The 23,310-nt window shown below is 64.0% G+C and carries 18 protein-coding genes and 3 tRNA genes; 10 read left to right on the top strand and 11 right to left on the bottom strand.

What is annotated here, in order from left to right:
• Positions 1-170: 170 nt before the first annotated feature.
• The 7 genes from mobA to EBB56_RS16475 all read left to right on the top strand — a co-directional run bounded on the left by mobA (position 171) and on the right by EBB56_RS16475 (position 5,456).
• Positions 171-782: a molybdenum cofactor guanylyltransferase MobA gene (gene mobA, locus EBB56_RS16505; RefSeq protein WP_045994202.1), complete on the top strand. Its 612-nt coding sequence runs from the start codon at positions 171-173 to the stop codon at positions 780-782.
• On the top strand, positions 779-1,348 hold the full coding sequence (gene mobB / locus EBB56_RS16500) for a molybdopterin-guanine dinucleotide biosynthesis protein B (protein ID WP_108133104.1): 570 nt from the start codon (positions 779-781) through the stop codon (positions 1,346-1,348). The genes mobA and mobB overlap by 4 nt, the downstream gene beginning before the upstream one ends.
• Positions 1,345-2,595, top strand: coding sequence for a gephyrin-like molybdotransferase Glp (gene glp, locus EBB56_RS16495; protein ID WP_124804851.1), 1,251 nt, complete (start codon positions 1,345-1,347; stop codon positions 2,593-2,595). The genes mobB and glp overlap by 4 nt, the downstream gene beginning before the upstream one ends.
• Positions 2,596-2,604: 9 nt before the next feature.
• Entirely contained in the window at positions 2,605-3,417 is an 813-nt protein-coding gene (gene moaC, locus EBB56_RS16490; RefSeq protein WP_045994199.1) for a cyclic pyranopterin monophosphate synthase MoaC, read from the top strand.
• A 3-nt stretch (positions 3,418-3,420) separates the two neighbouring features.
• Complete coding sequence (gene moaE, locus EBB56_RS16485) at positions 3,421-3,879, top strand: molybdopterin synthase catalytic subunit MoaE (protein WP_045994198.1); 459 nt, start codon at positions 3,421-3,423, stop codon at positions 3,877-3,879.
• Positions 3,876-4,868, top strand: a complete 993-nt coding sequence (moaA, locus tag EBB56_RS16480) for a GTP 3',8-cyclase MoaA (RefSeq protein WP_108448781.1) — start codon at positions 3,876-3,878, stop codon at positions 4,866-4,868. Before moaE ends, moaA begins: the two co-directional genes overlap by 4 nt.
• 303 nt (positions 4,869-5,171) lie before the next feature.
• On the top strand, positions 5,172-5,456 hold the full coding sequence (locus tag EBB56_RS16475) for a hypothetical protein (protein ID WP_045994196.1): 285 nt from the start codon (positions 5,172-5,174) through the stop codon (positions 5,454-5,456).
• Positions 5,457-5,672: 216 nt separating this feature from the next.
• Here EBB56_RS16475 and EBB56_RS16470 read toward each other — a convergent pair whose 3' ends face one another.
• Positions 5,673-7,259, bottom strand: coding sequence for a ribonuclease J (locus tag EBB56_RS16470; RefSeq protein WP_124804850.1), 1,587 nt, complete (start codon positions 7,257-7,259; stop codon positions 5,673-5,675).
• Positions 7,260-7,548: 289 nt separating this feature from the next.
• On the opposite strand from EBB56_RS16470, the gene purU reads away from it, so the two are divergent.
• Together purU and EBB56_RS16460 are read left to right on the top strand one after the other, a co-directional pair.
• Positions 7,549-8,403 (top strand): formyltetrahydrofolate deformylase, encoded by an 855-nt coding sequence (purU, locus tag EBB56_RS16465; RefSeq protein WP_045994195.1) that lies wholly within the window; start codon positions 7,549-7,551, stop codon positions 8,401-8,403.
• Between the two features lie 173 nt (positions 8,404-8,576).
• Positions 8,577-9,269 (top strand): energy-coupling factor ABC transporter permease, encoded by a 693-nt coding sequence (locus tag EBB56_RS16460; RefSeq protein WP_124804849.1) that lies wholly within the window; start codon positions 8,577-8,579, stop codon positions 9,267-9,269.
• A gap of 25 nt (positions 9,270-9,294) precedes the next feature.
• Here EBB56_RS16460 and nadB read toward each other — a convergent pair whose 3' ends face one another.
• The 9 genes from nadB to EBB56_RS16415 all read right to left on the bottom strand — a co-directional run bounded on the left by nadB (position 9,295) and on the right by EBB56_RS16415 (position 16,572).
• Positions 9,295-10,866: an L-aspartate oxidase gene (nadB, locus tag EBB56_RS16455; protein ID WP_124804848.1), complete on the bottom strand. Its 1,572-nt coding sequence runs from the start codon at positions 10,864-10,866 to the stop codon at positions 9,295-9,297.
• Positions 10,847-11,992 carry an FUSC family protein gene (locus EBB56_RS16450; protein WP_045994192.1) on the bottom strand — a complete coding sequence of 382 codons (1,146 nt, stop codon included), beginning with the start codon at positions 11,990-11,992 and terminating at the stop codon, positions 10,847-10,849. Before EBB56_RS16450 ends, nadB begins: the two co-directional genes overlap by 20 nt.
• A gap of 330 nt (positions 11,993-12,322) precedes the next feature.
• Positions 12,323-12,541, bottom strand: a complete 219-nt coding sequence (locus EBB56_RS16445; protein WP_124804847.1) for a hypothetical protein — start codon at positions 12,539-12,541, stop codon at positions 12,323-12,325.
• A 379-nt stretch (positions 12,542-12,920) separates the two neighbouring features.
• Positions 12,921-13,007: transfer RNA gene (locus EBB56_RS16440), tRNA-Leu, on the bottom strand.
• 84 nt (positions 13,008-13,091) lie between these two features.
• Positions 13,092-13,165 (bottom strand) — tRNA-Cys (locus EBB56_RS16435).
• A gap of 25 nt (positions 13,166-13,190) precedes the next feature.
• Positions 13,191-13,265 (bottom strand) — tRNA-Gly (locus EBB56_RS16430).
• A 92-nt stretch (positions 13,266-13,357) separates the two neighbouring features.
• A complete protein-coding gene (gene pgsA, locus EBB56_RS16425) occupies positions 13,358-13,906 on the bottom strand; it encodes a CDP-diacylglycerol--glycerol-3-phosphate 3-phosphatidyltransferase (RefSeq protein ID WP_124804846.1) in 549 nt (182 codons plus the stop codon).
• A 94-nt stretch (positions 13,907-14,000) separates the two neighbouring features.
• On the bottom strand, positions 14,001-15,815 hold the full coding sequence (gene uvrC / locus EBB56_RS16420) for an excinuclease ABC subunit UvrC (protein WP_124804845.1): 1,815 nt from the start codon (positions 15,813-15,815) through the stop codon (positions 14,001-14,003).
• Positions 15,816-15,927: 112 nt separating this feature from the next.
• Positions 15,928-16,572 carry a response regulator gene (locus EBB56_RS16415; protein WP_045994188.1) on the bottom strand — a complete coding sequence of 215 codons (645 nt, stop codon included), beginning with the start codon at positions 16,570-16,572 and terminating at the stop codon, positions 15,928-15,930.
• A gap of 537 nt (positions 16,573-17,109) precedes the next feature.
• Between EBB56_RS16415 and EBB56_RS16410 the strand changes: the two genes are divergently transcribed.
• Entirely contained in the window at positions 17,110-17,859 is a 750-nt protein-coding gene (locus EBB56_RS16410; RefSeq protein WP_052704470.1) for a hypothetical protein, read from the top strand.
• Between the two features lie 14 nt (positions 17,860-17,873).
• Here the strand turns inward: EBB56_RS16410 and EBB56_RS16405 are convergent, their stop codons facing one another.
• Positions 17,874-23,294: an ankyrin repeat domain-containing protein gene (locus EBB56_RS16405; RefSeq protein ID WP_124804844.1), complete on the bottom strand. Its 5,421-nt coding sequence runs from the start codon at positions 23,292-23,294 to the stop codon at positions 17,874-17,876.
• Positions 23,295-23,310: the final 16 nt, after the last annotated feature.

Raw genomic sequence — 23,310 nt, 5'->3', positions numbered from 1 at the left:
TTCCCGTCTCGGCAAAGCCGATGTTGTGCATAATGATGGACACATGATACCCGCTAACGCCGCTGTCCGACATCCCTGGCGTCTACTGTCTACCCCGATACGCTCATGGCAGCCTGCGGGTGGCTAAGGCATCATGGAGGATGCTGTCGACGACCAATAAAAGAGGTGCAATGGTGGCGAGGCTGGACGCGAAGGAGATAAGCGGCGTGGTTCTGGCGGGAGGCCAGGGGCGACGCATGGGGGGAGTCGACAAGGGGCTGGTGCCGTTCGACGGCAAGCCGCTGGCGGCGCACGCCGTTGCCTGTCTGAAGCCCCATGTGGCTAGCGTGATGATCAATGCCAATCGCCATCTGGACGAGTACGCGGCTCTTGCCGATCGAGTGGTCGAGGATCACCAGGCGGGCTACCACGGACCCTTGATGGGCATCTACAGTGGTCTGGTCGCGTCCTCTACGCCCTGGGTGGTGGTGGTGCCCTGTGACAGCCCGGCGCTGCCCGCCGATCTGGTGCCCCGGCTGGTGGCTGGCTGGCGCGATGGGCTGGATATTGTCGTCGCCCATGACGGCGAGCGGCTGCACCCCGTGGTGGCGTTGCTGTCCCGTCACCTGCATGAGGATCTGGCGGCGGTACTGGAGCAGGGCGAACGCAAGATCGACCGCTGGTACGATCGCCACCGCTGGGATCGGGTCGACGTCAGCGACTGCGCTGCCGCCTTCGCCAATCTCAACACCGAAGAGGAAAGACGACGGCTGGAGGCGTGTCGCCAGGAGCGTGACTCATGACGCAGGCGCTGAGCTTGCGCCCCGATCAGCCGCTGTTGGGCATCGCCGCCTGGAGCGGGACCGGCAAGACCACCCTGCTGGAACGTCTGGTACCGATGTTGAAGGGTGCCGGGCTCAAGGTGGCGGTGATCAAGCACGCCCACCACCGCTTCGAGGTAGACCAGCCTGGCAAGGACAGTCATCGCCTGCGTATGGCGGGGGCCGAACCTATCCTGATCGCCTCCCGCGCCCGGCTGGCATTGATGATGGAGACGCCGGGGGGCGAAGAGGCCGATCTGGCAACCCTGCTGGCCATGGTCGCGCCGCTGGAACCGCAACTGGTGCTGGTCGAGGGCTTCAAGGACTGGCCTTTGCCCAAGCTGGAGCTCCATCGGCCGGCGCTGGAAAAGCCGCTGATGGTGGAAGACGATCCATGGATTCAGGCCGTCGCCAGTGACGCGCCCCTGGCGACAAGGGGCGATGTGCTCGATCTCAATGATCATGACGCCATCGCCGCCTGGGTCCAGGCCTGGGTGAGGCGTTGGCCCGAGTGGATTGTCGCGCACCAGGGAGGAGAACCGTCATGACAACGCTCTCCTGTTTCGATCTTGGTGAGCGCATGCTCGGCGTCGAGGAGGCGCGCGATGCCCTGTTGACGCTGGTAGCTGGTCGCCTGGCGGCGGAAAAGGTGCCCCTGGCCAGGGCCCACGGCCGAGTGCTGGCCGAGGCGGTAGAAGCGCCTTTCGATGTGCCCGGGCATACCAACTCCGCGATGGATGGGGTGGCGCTCAACTGGTCGACCGAGGACCCCGGCGAGGTCTTTCTCCAGGTGGGAGAAGCCCTGGCGGGGCAGCCTTTTCAGGGTCGCCTGGGCGAAGGTGAGTGTATTGCCATCACCACGGGGGCGCCCTTGCCGCCAGGGGCCGACACCGTGGTCATGCTCGAACAGCTCGAGCGAGATGGCGATCGTGTGAGGGTGACACGCGCCGACCGCGTCAAGCAGGGGCAGAACGTGCGCCAGGCGGGCGAGGATCTGCGTGCCGGCCAGGTGGCCATTGCAGCAGGCAGGCGCCTCGAAGCCGCCGCGCTTGGCCTGTTGGCGTCTCTCGGGCAGGCCGAGGTCCGGGTGCGGCGACGTCCTCGGGTAGCCGTGTTCTCCACCGGCGATGAGGTCACGGCACCCGGTGAGGCACGCGCCCAGGCGGCGATCTATGATGCCAACCGCTATTCTCTGATGGGGTCGTTGCAGGAGCATGGCGCCGAGGTAATCGATCTCGGCATCGTCGCCGATGACACCGACGCCCTGGTCGAACAGCTCGCTGACGCCGCCCGGACCGCGGATCTGGTGGTCTCCAGTGGCGGAGTGTCGGTGGGGCAGGCCGACCACACCCGGGATGCGGTGGAGCGTCTTGGCAGGTTGACCCTGTGGCGGATCGCCATGCGGCCAGGCCGGCCCATGGCATGTGGGGTGATTGGCCCCGACGAGACACCCTTGCTGGGACTGCCGGGTAACCCGGTGGCCTGCATGGTGACCTGTCTGGTGTTTGTGGTGCCGATGCTGGCGGCTCTGGAAGGGCGCTCACCCACTCAGCCACGCTGGAAGGCCGTGGCCGGTAGCGCCTTTCGCAGCAGGGTCGGACGTACGGACTACAGTCGCGGTGTCTTTCACTGTGATGCGGACGGGACCTTGCGGGTGGTCAATACAGGCAATCAGGGTTCCGGTATTCTGTCGTCCATGGTCTCGGCCAATTGCTTGGTCGAGATTCCCGAGGATACGGACTCGGCGTCCATCGATGATATCGTGATGGTACTCCCTCTCTTTCGATTTTCCTGAGGCTTGAACATGACGCTTTCCCATCTCAACGCACGCGGCGAAGCCAACATGGTCGATGTCGGCGACAAGGCAGCGACCCGACGGGAGGCGACGGCGACCGGAAGCATCTCCATGGCGCCGGAGACTCTGGCGCTGTTGAGCGATGGCAAGTTGCCCAAGGGCGACGTGCTGGCGACCGCCAGGATTGCCGGTATTCAGGCCGCGAAACGCACCCACGAGCTGATCCCGCTTTGCCACCAGCTGGCGTTGTCCAAGGTCAGCGTCGACTTCGAGATCGACGCCGAATCCAGTTGTGTCAGGGTGTCCGCCACCTGCCGTCTGACCGGACGGACCGGGGTCGAGATGGAAGCCCTGACGGCCGTATCGGTGGCCTGTCTCACCCTTTACGACATGTGCAAGGCGGTGGACAAGGAGATGGAGATCGGCGAAATCCACGTGGATGCAAAACAGGGTGGCAAGTCCGGTGACTATCTGCGTCGGAGCGCGACCGCTGCGACGGCAACGCCGATCGTGACCAGCCCCGAGAACAGCCCGGCGTTGACCCTGGGGCTTGCGTCCGCCGCGGAGCAGTGTGTCAGGGTGAAGTGCCTGGCTGAACTGCGCGAAAGGCTTGGCGTCGGTGAAGCATCGGTGCCACTGGACAGGTTGCCCAGTGCCGATGTTGCCGGTCTCAAGCAGGCACTGAAGACCCTGGATGATCGCTTCAAGGGGCTGGATGAAGGGCGCGTGCTGTGCGCCGTCAATCAGGTGATGGCGAGTGACGGTACCCGTCTGACCTGTGAGGACGAGGTGGCCTTCTTCCCGCCGGTGACAGGAGGCTGATCGATGATACGCGTGCAGCATGAGACCTTCGATGCAGGTCATGAACAGCGCCGGATGCTCGAACATCGCACCGACATCGGAGCGGTGGTCAGCTTCACCGGACTGGTCAGGGACTTCAATGAACGCCCGGACGTCACGGCGCTGACGCTTGAGCATTATCCCGGCATGACCGAAGCGTCGCTTTCCGAGATCGAAGCTGAGGCGCGACAGCGCTGGCCGCTCGATGAGGTAACCCTGATCCACCGGATCGGTCGTCTGGAGCCCGGTGATCCCATCGTACTGGTGGTGGTGGCCAGCGCCCATCGGCGTGCCGCCTTCGAAGCCTGCGAATTCTTGATGGACCATCTGAAGACCCGGGCGCCATTCTGGAAGAAGGAGCACACCGAAAGCGGCGATTACTGGGTATCTGAACGTCGTCAGGATCATGATGACGCCAAGCGTTGGGAGGTCGCTTCGCAATGACACAACAGTTGATCGATAGTTTCGGTCGCCGGGTGACCTACGTCCGATTGTCTGTCACCGACCGCTGCGACTTTCGCTGCGTCTACTGCATGAGCGAGGAGATGACCTTCCTGCCACGTGCCCAGGTGCTGACGCTGGAGGAAATCGCTCAGGTGGCGCAAGCCTTCACCGAGCTCGGCGTGGAAAAGATTCGTTTGACCGGGGGGGAGCCGCTGGTCCGTCGCAATATCGAGCAACTGGTGTCCAGTATAGGGGCCTTGCCGGGGCTTCGGGACTTTGCCATGACCACCAACGGGGCGGGCCTGAGGCGGCATGCCGAGGCGCTGCGCCAGGGCGGCATGAAGCGTCTCAACATCAGCCTGGATTCGCTGGATCCCGAGCGCTTTCGACGGCTGACACGTACCGGTGACCTCGACAAGGTGCTGGACGGCATCAGCGCCGCTCGGCAGGCCGGCTTTGAGCGCATCAAGCTCAATGCGGTGGTGCTCAAGGGGCGCAACGAAGACGAGGTGCTGGATCTTGTCGAGTTCTCCAGGGCAGAGGGGCTGGATATCAGCTTTATCGAGGAGATGCCGCTGGGCGATGTGTCCGACCATTCCCGTGCCGAGACCTATTGTTCAAGTGACGAGGTGCGCGAAAGGATCGAGCAGCGCTACCCCCTGATGGCCACGACGGAAGCCACCGCAGGGCCTTCTCGCTACTACCGTATGGAGGATAGCGAGACGCGGGTCGGATTCATCTCGCCCCATAGCCATAACTTCTGTGCTTCCTGCAATCGTGTTCGGGTCACGGTGGAAGGGCGTCTGCTGCTGTGCCTTGGCAACGAGCATTCGGTGGATCTCAGGGCGGTATTGAGGCGCTACCCCGGTGACATGGAGAAGCTCAAGGCCGCCATCGTGGAGGCGATGCCGCTAAAGCCTGAGCGGCACCATTTCACCACCGATGGGGATGTTCAGGTGGTTCGCTTCATGAACATGACCGGTGGCTGACAGCGCTTTCGCCAAGTGACCGCTTGTCTCCTTACCTGCGCGGGCGCCTTGGGCGCCCGCTCTTTGTATCCTGGCCGCTGTCTTTTTTCCTCGAGGTGTCAGCGTTTCAACCAATATTGACCGGTCAAGGGGTGACTGGGCTCGTCCAATGAGCTCGCTGTTGACGTATAAAGACCGCCAATATTTCGGTAATTGACAAGGAAAAATCTCCAGCATTTCTTGCCAAGAGTGGCCGGTTGCATATACTTTTCTTCAAGTGAATTGCGGCGTGCGCCGCTTGGTGTCAAAGCTATGGAGTGAGCTATGTCCAGCGAATCATTGGAACGTATTGCGAGAAACAAGAACGTGGCACGGGCAGCGGCTCGTCAACTGAGCATGGAACAGCTGCAAAAACTGGCGGAAGTGGTCGAGGAGGTCATCGATCAGAAGCGCGACGAGGAGCGCCAGCGCCAGGAAGAAGAGATGCAGAAGGCCCAGAAGCTGGCGGAGATCCGTGAGCAGATCACCGAAGCCGGCCTGTCGCTGGATGATCTCGTATCGGAGCAGCCCAAGCGCAAGCGTGGACGTCCGCCCAAGAACGCCAAGTGATTCTGCTGGCGCAGGTGTGGTCACGCGAGTTCGGTTGACCTGACCTTGCACGGACGTGTCGCGTCGCCAGTGCAGCTTGGCCGCTGTGTCACCAAGGCGCGTGCATGACGCAAAGCGCGTGAATGGTGACGGCACGGCCACAAGTACGGCGAACGTCGAGCCGCGACCGGCCCTGGAAACGTCCAGGGCCGGTTGTTTTGTTTATAGGGGGGAGGCTCAGACGTCGCCGGCGATGCCTTCGATATCGCTCGCCATCAACTGGAGTTCGACCTGTGGCAGACGCTGTAAGTGTTCGCCCAGCCAGGCCTGAATACGAGGGTAGAGGCCACGACGGAGCGCCGACAGGGTATCGACGGCCAGGTCGTCGAGTTGTTCGTCGAGCCAGTCGATGAAATTGTCCTCGTCCAGGGGGCTGGTCTGGCTTGAGTCGATCATCAGCCGGCCAATTCTGGCCCAGCCGGTGTCGGTCGCTACCAGGCTGATGGCGAGGAAGAGTACGCCGTGGCGATTGCGCGCATGTGCCGGAGATTGACGCCGGTCGATGCCCCCGCGTTCGATGATGCACTGAGACAGAGGGAAGCTTTCCTCGCGGGTCAGGCCGCCCTGGTCGAACCGGATCAGATCGCCGTTGCGAGGTGCCAGCGGAGCCTCGATGCCCAGGCGACAGGCCAGTTCCTGATGAGCTGACTGATGGTTTTCCTCGCCATGGACCGGCAGCAGTCTGGTCGGCTGGAGCCAGCGATAGAAGCGTTCCAGTTCCTGCTGTGCGGGGTGCCCGGAGGCATGCAGTTCGGGGTGGCTGGCATCATCGATGATGGTGACCTGAAAGCGCGCCAGGCCGCGCTTGAGCCGCTCGATAAGGTGCTCGTTGCCGGGAATGGCCTTGGCCGAGAAGATGACGGTGTCGCCAGTGGTCAGCTCGAAGTGGGGGTGCCTTCCCTGGGCAAGGCGCGACAGCGCGGCGCGGGGTTCGCCTTGGCTCCCCGTGGCAATGACCAGCACTTCCTCGGGTGGTAGATAGCCCAGGTCGCTGACGGGCACCAGCGCAGGAAAGTCGTCGAGATAGCCCAGTTGCCTGGCATGGCCCACCATGCGCTCCATGGAGCGCCCGAGCAGGCTGACCCGGCGTCCGCAACGAGCAGCGGCGCGGCCGATGGCCAGGACCCGTGCCAGATTGCTGGCGAAGCAGGAAACGGCAACGCGGCCCTGGCAGCGGGAGATGGTAGACACCATGGCCCTTGCGACCTCGCCTTCACTTCGTGAATGGCCGGTCACGTTGGCATTGGTGGAATCACCCACCACCAGATCGACCGGCGCGAGGGCGCGAAACAGATCTTCGTTCACCGGCTGGCCAATCAGCGGCTCTGGGTCCAGTTTCCAGTCGCCGGTATGCAGGATGCGCGAGTTGCCTGCCTGAATGAGCAGGGCGCAGCTTTCCGGGATGGAATGGGTCAACGGCAGGAAACGGAGGGAAAACCCTGCGATGTCCCTGGCGTCCCCAGGTTCGATGACGTCTATCGCGTCGGTGGGAAGTCCCCGTTCGCCGAACTTGACGCGCAACATGGCGGCGACCAGAGGGGTCGCCAGAATAGGGCAGGCCCAGCGTGGCCATAGCCAGGCGGCGGCACCGATATGATCTTCGTGGCCATGGGTAATGAGCAGCGCCTGCGGACGGATGCCGCGGGTATCCAGTATCGAGGTGTCTGGCACCTGGAGCGGCTCACCAGGAAGGTCCTGGCGAATAAGCATGCCACAGTCGACGGCAATCCAGGCGTCCTGATAGCCGTACAGGCTTAGATTCATGCCGATCTCGCCACAGCCTCCCAGGGGCAGAAAATGCACCGGTGGGCGTCGTCGTGGTCGAATCTGGGCTCGCGGAATCGGCATCATGCTCGGCATCGTGGACGGTGTTCATTTCACTATACGGGATCGACCGCGCACGACTCAACGCGAGAGGTCAAAGGACCCGTGCAGCGGTCGTTCGCCATCTTACTTTTCGCTACAATGCACGCCCCGAACGGGCGTGCTCATCGCCCCTCCCCATGGTGGTGCAAGGTTGGTCACCAAGCGTTGGTCCAAGGATACAGGTGTTATGTCCCATTTCTATCGTCTGGTCGTGTCGTGTCCCGATCGACTGGGTATTGTCGCCAGGGTGTCGAACTTCATTGCTGGCCACGGTGGTTCCATCACCGAGGCCAATCAGCACTCGGACCTGGCCTCTGGTCGCTTCTTCATGCGTTACGAAATCCTGGCCGACTCCATCGGCATGTCGAAGGAAGCCCTGTGCGAGGCCTTTGCGCCGGTAGCGCGTGAATTCGAGATGGACTGGGCGCTGCGCGACACTCGTCAGAAGCGGCGCGTCGTGCTGATGGTTTCCAGGGAATCTCATTGCCTGGTGGATCTGTTGTATCGATGGACCGCTGGTGAGCTCGATTGCGAGATCGCGGCGGTGATTTCGAACCATGACGACATGCGCAAGATGGTCGAGTGGCACGGTATTCCCTACCATCATGTGCCGGTTTCGGCAGACGACAAGAGTGCCGCCTTCGCCGAGGTCGAGCGTCTGGTCGAGGCGTCCGAGGCCGACAGTATCGTGCTGGCGCGCTATATGCAGATTCTTCCGCCTGATCTGTGCGAGCGCTACAGTGGGCGAGTCATCAACATTCACCATAGCTTCCTGCCATCCTTTGCCGGGGCCAAGCCTTATCACCAGGCTTACCAGCGCGGCGTCAAGCTGATTGGTGCGACCTGCCACTACGTCACCGAGGAACTCGACGCCGGGCCGATCATCGAGCAGGATATTCACAGGGTCAGTCACTGTCATACGCCGGATGACCTGGTGCGTTTCGGGCGCGATGTAGAAAAGACCGTGCTGGCACGGGGGCTGCGTTGGCACCTCGAGGATCGGGTGCTGATCCACGACAACAAGACCGTCGTCTTTGCCTGAGCCGGCATCAAGGGCGCCGGCCGTTCTTTCGACGCCCGGCGCCTGGGCGGGAGTGGGTGAGCGCGGGAATGGGTGATCGAGGGGGTGTCGAAAGCCTGGTCCGGTCACTCACCCTGGCATGCCAACCGAGCCGGAATCGCCCGCACAGGTAGGCAGCAGGAAGAGGAGGGGCCATGTCCTTTGCTCAGGTGATCCTTGCCCCCTGGCTGATCTGGGTTTGCGCGGGGGTGGCGTTGTCGGCCCTGGTGCTTGCCCTTTGCCAGCGTCCCTGGCGCGCCCTCTTTCAAGATACTGGCCTGCAGCATCGCTGGCTGGCGGCAACGCTGATGGTGGCGATGCTGTGGCAACTAAGGGCCCAGGCGGTCGATTGGCTCAGTCTGCACCTGCTGTTCACCACTCTGATGACGCTGGTCTTTCGAGGCCCCCTGGCGCTCTTGAGCTGTCTGCTGGTCAATCTGTCACTGGTGCTGACCGGGCGCGTCGCCTGGCCACTGCTGGGCGTCAATCTGGTGGTCACCGGCCTGGTACCGATGCTGGTGACGGTGCTGATATGGCGCCTGGTCGATCGACGGCTGCCATCTCATCCCATGGTTTTCCTGTTTATCGGCGGTTTCTGGTGCGCGGCGTTGTCGGCACTGGCTTCGGGGCTCGCGGTGCTGGGTTTGACGCGGCTCGGCGCCAGTGACCCGTCAGCGTTATTCCAGGCCAGTGAGTACGCGCGTTTCCTGCCGCTGCTGATGCCGTCGGAGGCCTTTATCAGCGGCATGCTGCTGAGCATTCTGATGTTCTACCACCCACACTGGGTCGCCACCTTCAACGACAGCCGTTACCTGGACGACGATGGTCGCGGCGGCCGGGGCCCGTGAGCTGAGCAGGGCCGGCGACCTTGCCTCAGGCCGGTTTGATCTGGCGTGACGGTTGCGGTGTCGGGTCCGCGTGGCGGGCGCAGTCCGGATTGTAGTGCAGCCCCCGGGATTCTCGCCTGGTGCAGGCGCTGGCGACCGTCAGACTGGCCAGAGTGAGCGCCTGGCGACAGGCGTGCAGCTCGACACTCGCGGCGCCGCCCCGAGTCAGGTCATGAAACTCCGATTCCAGTTGCTCGAGGGTCGTGCGTGCCTCGGCCAGCCCTTCGTCCTGGCGCACGATGGCGACCCTCGCGCTCATGATCTGGCGGACGCGCTGGCGCAACGAGGCGAGTCTCTCGCTGGAAACCTGTCGATCTCCGGTTGTTGCGCTCGGCCGTGGTGTCAAGGTGCGTCCCGGCGCCGGCTCACTCAGGTGGCGAGCGGCGGATCTGGCGTAGACCAGGCACTCGAGCAAGGAGTTGCTGGCCATGCGATTGGCGCCGTGCAGTCCGGTACAGGCGACTTCGCCGATGGCGTAGAGCCCCGCCACGCGCGTGGCTCCCCGATGGTCGGTGGCGACGCCGCCGCAGCTATAGTGGGCCGCCGGCACCACCGGGATGGCCTGGGTGGTGATATCCAGGCCACGTGTGAGGCAGTGAGCGTGGATGGTGGGGAAGTGGTGACGTATGGCGGCGTCGCCGAGGTGACGGATGTCCAGCAGCACATGGTCGCTCGAGGTGCGCTGCATCTCGGCGTCGATGGCGCGGGCGACCACGTCTCGCGGGGCCAGTTCAGCGCGCTCATCGATGGCGGGCATGAACCGCTCGCCACGCACGTTCAGCAGCAGGCCGCCTTCGCCTCTTACCGCCTCGCTGACCAGAAAGGGCGGTCCCTGTGGATCGAACAGGCAGGTGGGGTGGAACTGCTGGAACTCCAGGTTCATCAGTTCGGCGCCGATCTCCCAGGCCATGACCATGCCCTCGCCACTGGCCGGGGCGGGGCTGGTGGTATGCAGGTAGAGCCCGCTGGCGCCGCCGGTAGCCAGGACGGTGTCCTGGGCGACAAGGTCGTGAGGACGCTGGTGGGCGTCCAGGCAGCGGGCACCGCAGCAGGCACCCAGGTCATCGGTGAGCAGTTCGACCGCGATCAGGTCGTCGCGCAGCGTGATCTGCGGATGGGCGCGCACCCGGGCCAGCAGGGTGTCGGTCACGGCCCGGCCGGTGGCGTCGTCGGCGTGGATGATTCGGCGAGCGTTGTGGCCACCTTCCCGCGTGAGGTGGTAGGGGTAGCCGCTGGCCGCCTCGGGATCCGGCGTGAAGGGCACGCCAAGGCTCAACAGCCAGGCGATGGCGTCGGGGCCGTTTTCCACGGTGAAGCGCACCGCCGCTTCATCGCACAGCCCGTCCCCGGCAATCAGGGTATCCTGGATGTGGGCCTCGATGTCGTCCTGAGGCGACAGCACCGCGGCAATACCACCCTGGGCCCAGCGACTGGCACCTTGCGCCTCGACACCGGGGCGCAGCAGGGTGACCGGCCGGCGATCGGCGATCTCCAGGGCCATCGCCAGACCGGCGACGCCGCCACCGATGATAAGGACGTCAAGAGGGGCGTTTGCCATGCGTGGTTCCTTCCTTGCGGTCGAAAGAGGGGGCTCGGTGGAGCCCGTGTCGGGGGGCGCGGCGGCGCAGGCGCCTGCTGGGTAGTCGCTCGAGTCCGCCCAGGCGGCGGGCGGTTGCTTCGGTCAGGCGGGCCAGTTCCCGGTTCAGCCAGAGATAACCGCTGGGGCTGAATAGCATTCTGCCATCCTCGGCGCGTGCCGTGGAGGCGAGGTCGGCGAAATCGTCCAGCGCGAAGGGGGTGACCTCGAGGGTGACCGGGCGTCCGGTGCGCACCTCGAAGGCGAGGGTGCCGAGATCCCGCGCCAGGGCGTGCTGCTGATCGCGCAGCCCTGCCATGGCATCGATCTGTTCGTGACCGGCGCGCGTAGTCCAGTGGGTCTCGAGCAATAGCTCCAGGGTGGACAGCATGCGTCGCTGGTAGGAGATCAGCTCGTCGACCTCGCCGCGGGTCAGGCGACCTTCGCGGTGGACCGCGTCGGTCAGTCCGCGCTGCTTGACCAGCAATTGGCTGGCGGCCTTGAACAGTGCCTGGGTATCGATGCCCGGTGCCGATGTGGCGCTGGTGTGGGTGTGATACAGCCGCGCCATGCGATCCAGACAGTCGGCCAGCAGGAAGCGCAGCATGTCGGTGGCCTTGTGGGGCAGAAAGACCAGGGTGGCGCCGATGCCGACCAGGGTGCCGAGCAGCACGTCGGCGCTTCGCCAGAGTGCCACGCTGAGCTGTTGCGAGCCGTCGCCGATCACCAGCAGCAGGCTGATGGCGAACATCAGTCCGCTGTAGGCCTGGCGACCGCCGAAGACTACCCAGGTGGCGATGGCGATGCCGATCAGCGCGCCGAGTTGTACCCCCCAGCCTGGCAGCGGGAGGATGATCAGCGCCAGGCCGAGGGCGGCGCCGATCAGGGTGCCGGCCAGGCGCTGGCGCCCCTTGTCCAGTACGCCCCCGATATGGGGAAGGTTGCCCATCACCATGACCGTGCTCACCAGCGCCCAGCCACTGTGCTGGAAGGGGAACGTCTGGACGATGGCAAAGGTCACGATCAGTGCCAGACTGACCCGGAGTACGTGGAAGAGGCGGCGATGGCGGTGATTGATGAAAGGGTCGCGCAGGCGTCCGAGCAGCATGGTTCAGCCTCTCTGTCGGCCTGGGGCCGGCTCTCGAGCCGGTTGAGGGTGGGCGGTGGGAGGCGCCGTCATACGCTGTCCGAGATCGTCGGGCAGGGGATCTCGGGGTAGAGAAGCATTGTCGCTCAAGATGCTGAAGACCGTGCAGTGCTGATGAAAATGGGGGTGAAGTTTACCACGCAGGCTCGCGTGCCGTCCCGAGCCAAATGATGTCTCGAGGGACGGTGTCCAGGTGGCTGACAACGGAAAGGGGCCCCGTCCCTGGGGCCCCTTTCATCATGGTGAGTTATTGTGGTGAGTCATGACTCGGCAAGACTCAGCGCCAATGGCTCAGGCGGCAGCGTCCTCTTCCATCATCTTGTGAATGAGCTCCTTGAGGTCCTCGACCTGTTGCTCGAGGGCTTCCACCCGGTCCTCTTCGCTGTTCTGCTGGGCTTTCTCCTCGATTTCCTGCATGTGCTCCTGCAGGGCTTCCGAATCCATGGCGAAGGTGCTGCCCGCCATCACAAATGCGGCGATCATGGTCGTTCCGACTAGCGTGCGTTTCATGTGGCATCTCCTGGAAGTCGTCCCTGAACCCTGTGAAGGCCCGCGCTCACTCCATCGAGGCGATATGGCGCTCTGCCGTCCGTGAACTGAACTGGCACAATTCACTATAGGAGGTATTTCTTTATTCGCCATTATTGATATTTCGGCGCAAGCGATGAGCAAGGGTGTGGGGAACGATGAGAAGGCGATGAGAAGGCGATGAGAAAGCGACGAGAGGGCGATCAGAGGATGATGAAAGACGGGGCGGGGCAGGGAAAGCGTCTGGCGTGCAACGCCAACGGCAGGATGGCTAAGTTGGACTGCGCGACCAGAGCGCGACTAGAACACCACGACAAGGCAGGTCATCGAGGGAGTGAGTCACGTAAGACATCGATAGGGTTGGTGCCCGGAGCCGGGCTCGAACCGGCACGGTGTTGCCACCGAGGGATTTTAAGTCCCTTGCGTCTACCAATTTCGCCATCCGGGCAGGAACGTCGCCAGAGGTAAGGCGATAGGGTCCGAAGGGATCGGACACGGCTTCTGGGAAGCGGGGCACACCTGAAAGGAAAAATGGAGGCTGGAGTCGGAATCGAACCGGCGTACACGGAGTTGCAGTCCGCTGCATAACCACTCTGCCATCCAGCCTCATGAGTCATCCATCTTCTGATGATGGAGCGGGAAACGAGATTCGAACTCGCGACCCCAACCTTGGCAAGGTTGTGCTCTACCACTGAGCTATTCCCGCCTGACTCGAGGACGTATTATACGGATAAGTCGGTGACTGTCAAACGCTTTTCCCTGAATTTTCGAATAGGCCCCGGATCGCCAGAGCGCTGCCTACAGCGAGCGGCTCAGGTGCGGCCAGGCGGCCCGCAGGTACTGGATCATCGACCACAGCGTCAGTATGGCGGCGGCGTACAGGGTGATAACGCCCAGTTCGGCGATCAGGTGGCCGGGAGGGAAGGCCAGCAGCAGCAGCAGGGCGACCATCTGCAGGGTGGTCTTTACCTTGCCGATCCAGGACACCGCGACCGAACCGCGCTTGCCCATCTCCGCCATCCACTCGCGCAGTGCCGAGATGACGATCTCGCGGCCGATGATCACCAGCGCCGGCAACGTCAGCCAGGCGGCGTCGTAGCGCTCGATCAGCAGTGCCAGCGCCACTGCCACCATCAGCTTGTCCGCCACTGGGTCGAGGAAGGCGCCAAATGGCGTCGACTGGTCCCACTTGCGCGCCAGATAGCCATCCAGCCAGTCGGTGATGGAGGCCAGGCCGAACAGGGCGGCGGCGGTCAGCATGCTGTATTCGAAGGGCAGGTAGAACAGCACCACCAGCAGGGGGATGAAGACGATGCGTGCCAGGGTCAGAATATTGGGAATGTTCATCGATACCGCTGTCCTTGCTGGAGGGGGGCGACAAGAAGCGACGGACGACGTTGGCGCCCGTCAAAGTGGTTCATTCTATCCGTGATACCTCAACTCATCCATGCAGGGCACGATGAATTGTGTCTGCCATGGTGGCGCTGATGCCGGGAACCCGAGCCAGTTCATCGCGGGTGGCCTGCTTGATGCCCTGGAGTCCGCCGAAGAAGCGCAGCAGTTCACGTCGGCGTTTGGGGCCGACGCCGGGGATATCCTGAAGCGTCGAGGTGCGCCTGGCCTTGTCGCGCTTGGCACGGTGGCCGGCGATAGCGAATCGGTGCGATTCGTCGCGGATGTGCTGGATAAGGTGAAGACCCGGCGAGGTCGGTGGCAGCGCCAGAGAGCGATCCACGGTCTCGACAAAGAGGGTCTCGAGGCCAGCCTTGCGGGTGGTGCCCTTGGCCACCCCGAGCAGGATCACGCCGGTGATGGCGAGCTCGGCGAGCACCTCTCGCGCCATGTTCAACTGACCCTTGCCGCCGTCCACGACCAGGATGTCGGGTAACACGCCTTCCCCTTCGTTGAAGCGCTTGAAGCGACGAGTCAGCGCCTGCTGCATCGCTGCGTAGTCATCGCCGGCGGCGACTCCCTTGATGTTGAAACGCCGATAGTCGCTCTTGCGCGGGCCGTCCTGGTCGAACACGACGCAGGATGCCACCGTGGCCTCGCCGTGGCTGTGGCTGATATCGAAGCATTCGAGTCGTTGCGGCGTCTCGTCGAGCTCGAGTGCCTGGCGAAGATCTTCGAAACGTTTGGCGAGCTGGGTCTGGTTGGCCAGTTGGCCAGCCAGTTGCTGCTCGGCGTTGGTGCGGGCGAGTTCACGCCACTGGGCGCGGTGACCGCGGACCTTGTCGGTCATGCGTACCCGGCGTCCGGCATGCTCGCTCAGCGCCCGGGCGATCAGTTCGGCGTCGGGTACGGCGTGGCTGGTCAGCACTTCAGTGGGGATCTCCCGGGCCTGTCCGAGGTAGTACTGGCTGACGAAGTCACCCAGCAGTTCCGGCTCCCCGAGATCGAGGCTGTTGGTGGGGCTGTAGTGCCGCGCCCCCAGCAGACGCCCCTGACGAATCGACAGCACCGAGATGCACAGGGCGCCCGGCTGGGAGGCCAGGGCAAAGGCGTCGGCGTCTCCGCTGCCGGTATCCACCACCTGGCGCTGCTGCAGACGGCGCAGATCCTGCAACTGGTCGCGCAGACGTGCCGCTTCCTCGAAGTCGAGGGCCTGGCTTGCGGCCTCCATGTCGCGGGTCAGCTCCTGGCTGACCGATTCGCTGCGTCCCTCCAGGCACTGGATGGCGTGTTCGATGTCGCGGCGGTAGTCTTCTTCGCTGATGTAGCCCACGCAGGGGGCGCTGCAGCGCTGAATCTGATACTGCAGGCAGGGCCGGGTGCGGTGTGCGAAGACGCCGTCCTCGCAGTTGCGGATACGGAACACCTTCTGCATCAGCGATAGTGTTTCGCGCACAGCGCCGCTGGAGGGATAGGGCCCGAAATAGCGGCCGTCATCGTGGCGGGTCCGTGCGCGCTTGTGTTCCAGAGCGGGGAAGGGATGACGGTCGGTGACAAACACAAAGGGGTAGGACTTGTCGTCACGCAACAGGATGTTGTAGGGCGGTCTGAGCTGCTTTATCAGGGTCTGTTCGAGCAGCAGCGCCTCGGTCTCGCTGTTGGTCACCGTGACCTGGATGTCGTGGATGCGAGCGACCAGCGCCTGAGTCTTGGTATTGAGTGCGCCGCGGAAATAGCTCGCCAGGCGGGCCTTCAGGCGGCGAGCCTTGCCGATATAGAGGGTATTGGACTGGTCATCGAACATCCGGTAGATACCGGGTGATTCGCTGACGGTCTCGAGAAAGCGTCGGGCATCGAAGGTCATGGTCTGGTAAGGCTCACCCTGTCACATCACGTCAGGGAGCTCATGCTACCAGAGCCTGGCGGGGGACGTATCGTCCCCGACGGCACATTGGGTAAGAGCCTCAGGCTGGCTTCTAGTCTTCCTTGAAGCCTTCGACAAGTCCATGCCGCAGTCCCAGGTGGGTCAGCGCCACATCGGAATTGACGCCGAGCTTTTCGAAGATGCGATAGCGGTAGGTGTTGACCGTCTTCGGGCTCAGGAACATGCGATCGGCGATGTCGGCGACGCGTTGGGCGTTGACGATCATCATCGCGACCTGAAGCTCGCGCTGGGACAACTGATCGAACGGATTTTCCTCGTGGTCGATGCGCGACAGTACCAGCCGTTGAGCGATCTCCGGGCTGACGAAGCGCTGTCCGGCAAACACCGCGCGGATGGCCTTGACCATCTCGTCGTGCTGGGAACCCTTGCTGATGAAGCCGTGGGCACCGGCCTCCAGCAGCCGCTGGGCAAAGGCTTCCTCGATAAAGGCCGTCAACACAAGAATACGGATGTCCGAGGTCAGTCGGCGGATCTTGCGAGTGGCCTCGAGCCCGCCGATGCCCGGCATGCGAATGTCCATCACCACCACGTCGGGATTGAGGCGGCGAGTCTGGGCAATGGCCTCTTCTCCGTCCGCGGCTTCCCCGACGACATTGATGTCCTTCTCTGCATTGAGCAGATGAACGATGCTGGTGCGTACCAGGTGATGATCGTCAGCGACAAGAACCCTGATCAATGCCGATACTCCTGGAAAAGGTGAAAACTGGGATCATGGATTTGACCGAGGCGAGCCAATGCTCATTGCGGGGTCTTCTCATGATGATTCGCAGTAGACTGTCACAAATTGATCCTAAGGGGAATTGGGTCTCCGGGGGGCGACGGCGTTTTCAGCATAGCTGCATTGATAGTGTGCTATATCTCTGATAGCGGCGCGCCGCGGTATCGGGCGCTTGTCGCCCGGGACTGCTGCATGAGCCCCAACGTCTAGGTTGGCTTGATGTGATGCCGCCTGTCGCGTCATTTCATGTTACCAGCCGCAGGGCGGGTGTGCAGTGTCGTAGGCGTGAACCGGGCGCCGCCAAGGCGAGACCATGGCGATGGACGGGCGAAACCGTCATGCGGACGCGCCGGCAGGCTATGCTGAACTTGACCGGCGTCAATGAAAGCACGATTGCGTCCACGACACGCCTTGATCTGGTGCGCACTGGCTGCGTAGTGCGGCCCTGTGTCCCGATCGAGTCCTCTGGATGGCCAGTCTGGCCAAGGTTGCGCCATGTCCTGTCCCCTGTCTGAACAAGACTCCCTGCTCGCCGACAAGTTGCGTTTTCGCCTGGCGCGTCCCACCAGCGCCTATGACGTCCTTGGCTATCGTTGCACGGGGATACCTTGCACCCCGCCAGGCGCGCGCGAAGCGGTCTGGGCCAGGGACGACTACCGTTGTCGCTTTTGTGGCTTTCGCAGCGCCAAGTATCAGCAGGCGGTGACCCTGGGGACTGACAGTCGCAATGTCGATGATATCGTGACGGCCTGTCTGTTCTGTGATCAGGTGAATCGCCTGGATCTGGTGCCTTCCATGCGTTCCGGTGTACTGGTGTGGCTGCCCGGCGTGACCCAGGCGGACCTCAATCGGCTGGCCCCCGTCATTTTTGCTGCGCGCCTCGACAGGCGGCTGCAACTGCGAGCACGCGTCCTGCTGGAGCGTGTGATGGAGGCGCGAGCCGCCGCCAGAGAACGCTTCGGTAGCGACGATCCACTGACCCTGGTCGAGTTGCTGAGAGCGAGGGGAGAGGGGCGAGCGGACGGCCTGATGCAGCAAGGCTTGCGCCTTTTTCCGCTGGATCGGCGGGTCGTCAGTCAACAGGGGCTTTGCTTCAATCAGTTCCCGCAGATTCTGGCGTACTGGCGCTCGAGGAAGGGCCCGCTAGGGGGCGAGCGAATCGCCGAAGCGCTGGCGATGAGCGAATCGCGGCTGATGGCCGGGGGCGGTTCAGATGCCACCGCCTCTTCGGTTCCGTCGTCCTGACGTCCGTAGCTTGGTCAGTCCAGCGGCGCGTGGATGCGCTCGGGCAATCCGGCAGCGATGGGTTCGTCATCGAGCATCTCGATGTTGCCGCTGGCGCTCAGCATGAAGCGGGCGAGAAAAAAGGCGTCGGCATAGTAGAGCGTCGCCAGGTAGCGATAGACGTCTTCGTCATCGGCCGGGTCCTGGCGCGGCGCGTGACAGCTTCCGGCGACGATGGCCTGAATATCGGGATGGACCGGGAGCAGCGGATCCTCGAGCGAATCGACAATATAGAAGGGACCGTCCGGCCCCCTGACGAAGAAGCAGAAGAAGCGCAGGTAGCCGAGCGCATTGGCAGCGCAAAGCTGGATCGGCTGGCGAGCGTTCAACTCGTGGATCGGCGGTGCAGTACCGGTCAGCCGGGTCAGCGGGCGCGGCACGTGGACCCCAGCCGCACCTTCCTCGACGAAGTACAGCGCCAGGCCCTGCATCCAGTCGGGATGTTGCAGGCGTATCAGGGTGGCGTCGGGGTACCAGGGCAGTCGGCAGGCGTCGGCCACCAGTCTGTTGTCGGCGAGATGCTTTCCATCAATACGGCTGCCGCAGGGCCAGTGGGACTCGACAAATGCCGGCCTGCAGCGCCGCCAGGGGTACTGCCAGGGGTTGCCTTCCAGGGTCGGGGCGAGAGCGCCGCGGGCAATCGCTGGATCGGGGCCCATGTCGTTGGGCGAGGTGCCTGCGCACTGTTCCTGGTCCCCATCCGCCGCAGGGGCGCGCAAGGCCGCCACCGCTTTCTCGATAACCGCGGTGGACTGACCCGCGCCTTCGAGCCAGGCAAGTATCCTGGGGTCGGCCACCGGGCCGTCCTCGAGGGCGCGTCCAGCGTCGTCGCGAGTGCATGTCCGGGTCAGACGTTCAGCGTATACCTGGGCTACGCTGCGTCCGTCGCGAGTTCGCATGGCCGCATCGGCGTTTCGCTGAATCAAGGCCAGCGCCAGTGGAAACTGGCCTAGTGACAGCGCGATCAGCACCGGTGCATCGCGGTCACGAGTGGCCATGTCAATATCGGCTCCGGCGTCTGCCAGCACGATAGCGATGTCCTTGTAACCGCCTTCGGCGGCCAGTTGCAAGGCGGTGACGCCTGGCTGTTCTGCGCAGGCATCGACCTCTGCGCCGGCTGCCACAAGCCGTTCGACCAGGGTTTGGTGATTGAACTGCACGGCCAGGTGCAGGGGGCGCCAGCCCTCGGCGTCGCTGGCGTCACAGTCTGCCCCCGCCATGATAAGCGTCTCGACCAGGTCCAGCGCGCCGCCGACACAGGCCAGGTGGAGCAGAGTGGGGGCTAGGGGCGCCTTGGCGCTTTCTCTTGTGGCAACGCCTGGCTCGGTTGCCTGCTCGATGATCGCCTGCTCGATGAGCAGGACCTTGGCCGCCTCGCTCGCGCCCTTGAGGCAGGCGAGCTGCAGGGCGCTCATGGCGTGCTGGTCGAGGGCGTTCATCGATACGCCGCCGAGATCCAGTAATGCCGTAACGACCTCGGCTCGATTGGCCAGGGCGGCCAGGTGAAGCGCCGTGCGGCCATCCGGGGTGGTGGCCTGCATGTCGGCCCCGTGGCGAGCCAGCAGCCTGATTGGCTCGGCATGTCCCTGATCGGCGCACAGGTGCACCAGGTTCCAGCCGGCAAAGGGGCTGCGACCAGCCCAGTGCAATTGGGTGTTCGGGTCGCTGCCGGCGCGTAGCAGTACCTCGGCACAGGCGACATGACCACCGGTCACCGATGCCTGCAGCGCGGTCTGATGGATCGGTTGCTCTGCCTTGGTGTCTTCTCGATGGTCTCTGGCGTCGAGTGTGGCAGTTGTATGGCAGAGCAGGGCCAGGGTATCCGGGTGGCCGTGCTCGGCGGCCAGGTGCAGCGCTGTGCGGCCGTCGCCGATCGCCGCGGCGGGATCGGCCCCGTGCTCGAGCAACAGCTCGGCCACCCTGGTGGCTCCGCGGGCGGCGGCGATGTGCAAGGGGGTGTGTTCGAAGTCGCCGAGCTTGCCTGACGGGACTCCCTTTGCGCCTTCCTTGCGCCAGGCATCCTGCCGTTCCCGGGCGCTGCTTTCCTTGCCCCAGTCCGCGGCGAGCGCGAGGGCACCGAGGTCGGCGCCGCGTTCAATCAGCCAGCGGGCTATTTCCGGATGATCATTGTAGGCGGCCAGGTGCAACGGCGTGGCGTCGTTGGCCAACCTGGCGTCGATCTCGAGTCCTTGGGCCACCAGCGCCTCGGCGGCCTTCACATGATTGCCGCGGGCGGCGAAGTGCAGATAGCTCCAGTGCGTCTGATGGGGGGCTGCCGGGTCAGCCCCGAGGGCAATCAGGTGGCTGATGGTGTCGGCTCGATCGTTGGCGATCGCCTGTTCCAGCGGGGTCTGACGGTTGGCGTTGGTGAGGTCGGGGCTCTGGCCGCGTTGCTGTATCAGGTAGTCGAGCACCCTGTGCTGGCCGGCGAGCGCGGCCAGGTGCATCGGTGTCTGGCCGTGGGGCGCTTGCTGTGCGTCCAGGCTGGCCCCTGCTTCCACCAGACGCTGCAGGCAGTCGACGGCTCCTGCCTGTGCCGCCAGGTGTACGGGGCGCCAGTGGTCCTCATCGACGTGGTCAGGATCGGCACCGGCCGCCAGCAGCGGTTGCAACAGGTCGAGGCGGTTTTTCCAGACCGCCCAGAAGGTCGCGGTGCGGCCATCCTTGCGCGGTAGATCGACCGCCTCGGGCCTTCTGGCCACCATTGCCGCGATGATATCGGCGCGCTGGTAGAAGGTGGCCAGGATCAGGTGTGTCGGCTTGCGAGGGCTCTGGGTGACCACCGCTGCAGGATCGGCTTCCAGCAGCAGCAGGGTAAGGCAGAACTCCCGCAGGCGGGCAAGCTCCTTGGTCGTTGGCGGGCCTTCGCCGAGCACATCATGCCAGATCGCCAGCACCCGGGCCGCGCGATCCAGGTAGAGCAGGCGATAGGCGTTCCAGCGCGCGGCGTCCGGCGGGCTGGCAAGACAGTGCTCGGCTTCCCCCACCAGTTGGCGGACGCATTCGCGTACCGGGCGCTCCCGTTCCAGCCACTCGCTGGCCTGGGGCCAGTGGTGGAGTACCGCTTCGTGGACCAGGCGGACACGCCCGTGGCGTTCATCGATCAGCAGGCGCCGCTCGCGCAACGCCCGGGCCAATTGAAAGGCGTCTGTGGCATCCGCCGCGGGGAAGACCGTGGCGGGTAGCGTAAAATGCTTTTCGCCGACCTGGCGCCAATCCACCAGGCGACGCAGCAGGTCACCGACGACGCTATCCGACCACAGTGCGCCGGACGCCGCCTTGGCCTGCTCGAAGGCCTCATTGGCGAGTTGGGTGATGGCGCCTTCGATACTGTCGTGGCCCTCGGCGTTGGCGGTGTCCAGTACCCACAGGGGGGGCTCCCGCTGGCGGTCGCCCCCGTCGGGGGTACGAAGGTGACCGGTGGTCTGGAAGGCCTCGGAGCCAGACGCGCTCTCGGTGAAACCTGCTCTGGCGCTGGTGCCGAGCTCTTGGGTGTCGTCGTCGGCCTGGCGGTCCCCACTGCGGCCAAAGCTCGTGGTGATAGCGTCACCCAGGGACGCCGAGTCAGCGATGGTGGCTTCTTCGGCGAGCCGCAGGCCGTGCTCGTAGAGATTGCGCAGCGCCAGTGACAACAGCGGCAGCAGGCTGTCCTGGGCGTCGCCTCGACCATGATGGCCGCGAATCCGCTGGATATTGTCCTTGAGCCGGGCCACCAGTGCGTCGCTGATGGCCAGGCGTCCGGTCAGCCGAAAGGGCTTGCGAATAATTTCGTCGAGACTGTTGTCAGGAGGAAACGACATCCTCGTTACCTGGCCAGTGGCATGGAGTTCGTTGAGCAGACTGTCGCGCTCCACCAGCTCCTGACGGTTTCCCTGGAGGGTGACAAAGATGCCCAGACGCGGGGCCAGGGCGCGGCATGAATGGGCCGCGTGGAGCCACTGCACCAGCGGATCCCAGAACTCGGCTTCCTGCTGTTCGCCATACAGAGCGTCGACGATCTCCTCGAACTGGTCGAAGCCCAGCAGTAGACGAGGAGGTCGAGCCAGGCGCGTGGCGGCGGCGTCCAGCAGTAGACACAACTCCTCGTTCAGGGCTTCGATACGCAGGTCCGTTGACGTCCTTCCCAGCAGACGGCGAGCTCTCCTGGCAGTTGGTTCATCGCACCAGCCGGCGCCTTCCAGGCGTTTCACGATGGCGTCGAAGAGCATCGTCAGCACGCATCTGTCGCCGCTTGCTGCGTCCGTGGCTCGGCTATCCGGGGCCAGGTCGGAAGGGCGCAATATGCCGTCAAGGCAGCGATGATCGGCGCTGTCCGCTACCAGGGCTCCGATGATGCCGGCACGCAGGAACGACGACTTGCCCGAGCCGCTTCCGCCCTCGACCCAGACCACGGGGACCCGGTCCTGCTGGTTCCAGCGCTGCTTGAGTTCCTCTCTCAAGGTGCTTCGCTGGTCGGATCGCCCGCAGAAAAGCGCGTGGTCCCCGACGTCGTAGGACTCCAGACCCTTGAAGGGGTCTCTGTCCGACGCCGTCAGGGCCAGGTTCAGGTCCCGCTCCATGAAACGTCGCAATTCACCGATAAAGGCGTCCTGAGAATCGATGACACGAATGACGTGGCCGCGACGTTGCACGAAGGCCACCAGATTGATCAGTTGCTTGAGCTGCTGGGTGCGGTCTTCCAGTCGCCTGGTGATGCAGGCCGAATCCGTTCCGCACTTGTCCTGGCATTCATGAAAGTGACGATAGTTGCCCCAGGCGGCTTTCAGTGGCTCGGTGGTGTCCAGCAGGTCCCTCGGCCCGACCAGACACAGCAGCAGTGGCAGTGGGCGAGATCCGGCCGATGCCTCCTGACGCTGTCGCTCGCGGTAGGCCAGGGTGGCCAGCAGTTCAAAGGTGGAACCGGTAAGGGCGAATCCACCACGGTCGGCCCAGGCGTTGTCCCAGGGAATCACCAAGCCTGGGGTATCGCCGCCGTCGTCGGGCTTCATGGGATCGAGGACCCGCAGGTCATCGATGGGGTGATGGCTTGCCAGAGGGCTACCGACCTTTTCACCGAAAAGGCAGATCACCCCTCTGCAGAGGGGATCCGAGGGGTGGGGAATCTGCTGCTGGGCCGGCACCGCATCATCGAAACCGTCTTCGGCGGTATCGACCTCCCAGGCGTAGAGCCGAAGGCCGTGATCGTCGGCGGCCTGGTGATGCAGCGTCTCGATCTCGTCCCGGCAGGCGCGGCGCAGGTAGGCCACGTCACCGGGTGACGCAAGAAAGATGCTGGGGTGTTCCAGCGACGGAAAGGTGCTTTCGGGTGAATCGGTTGAACTGGATGAACCGGCTGTCCCGTGAGGGGGGTGGCCGGCCGTGCTGGCGCCCGGGGGCTCGCGGGAGACATCGCTCATGGGCAAGGTGCTGTCC

This window comes from Halomonas sp. YLB-10 (assembly GCF_003856855.1).
Taxonomy (GTDB): Bacteria; Pseudomonadota; Gammaproteobacteria; order Pseudomonadales; family Halomonadaceae; genus Halomonas; species Halomonas litopenaei.
This window is presented reverse-complemented; position numbering and strand designations above follow the sequence as displayed.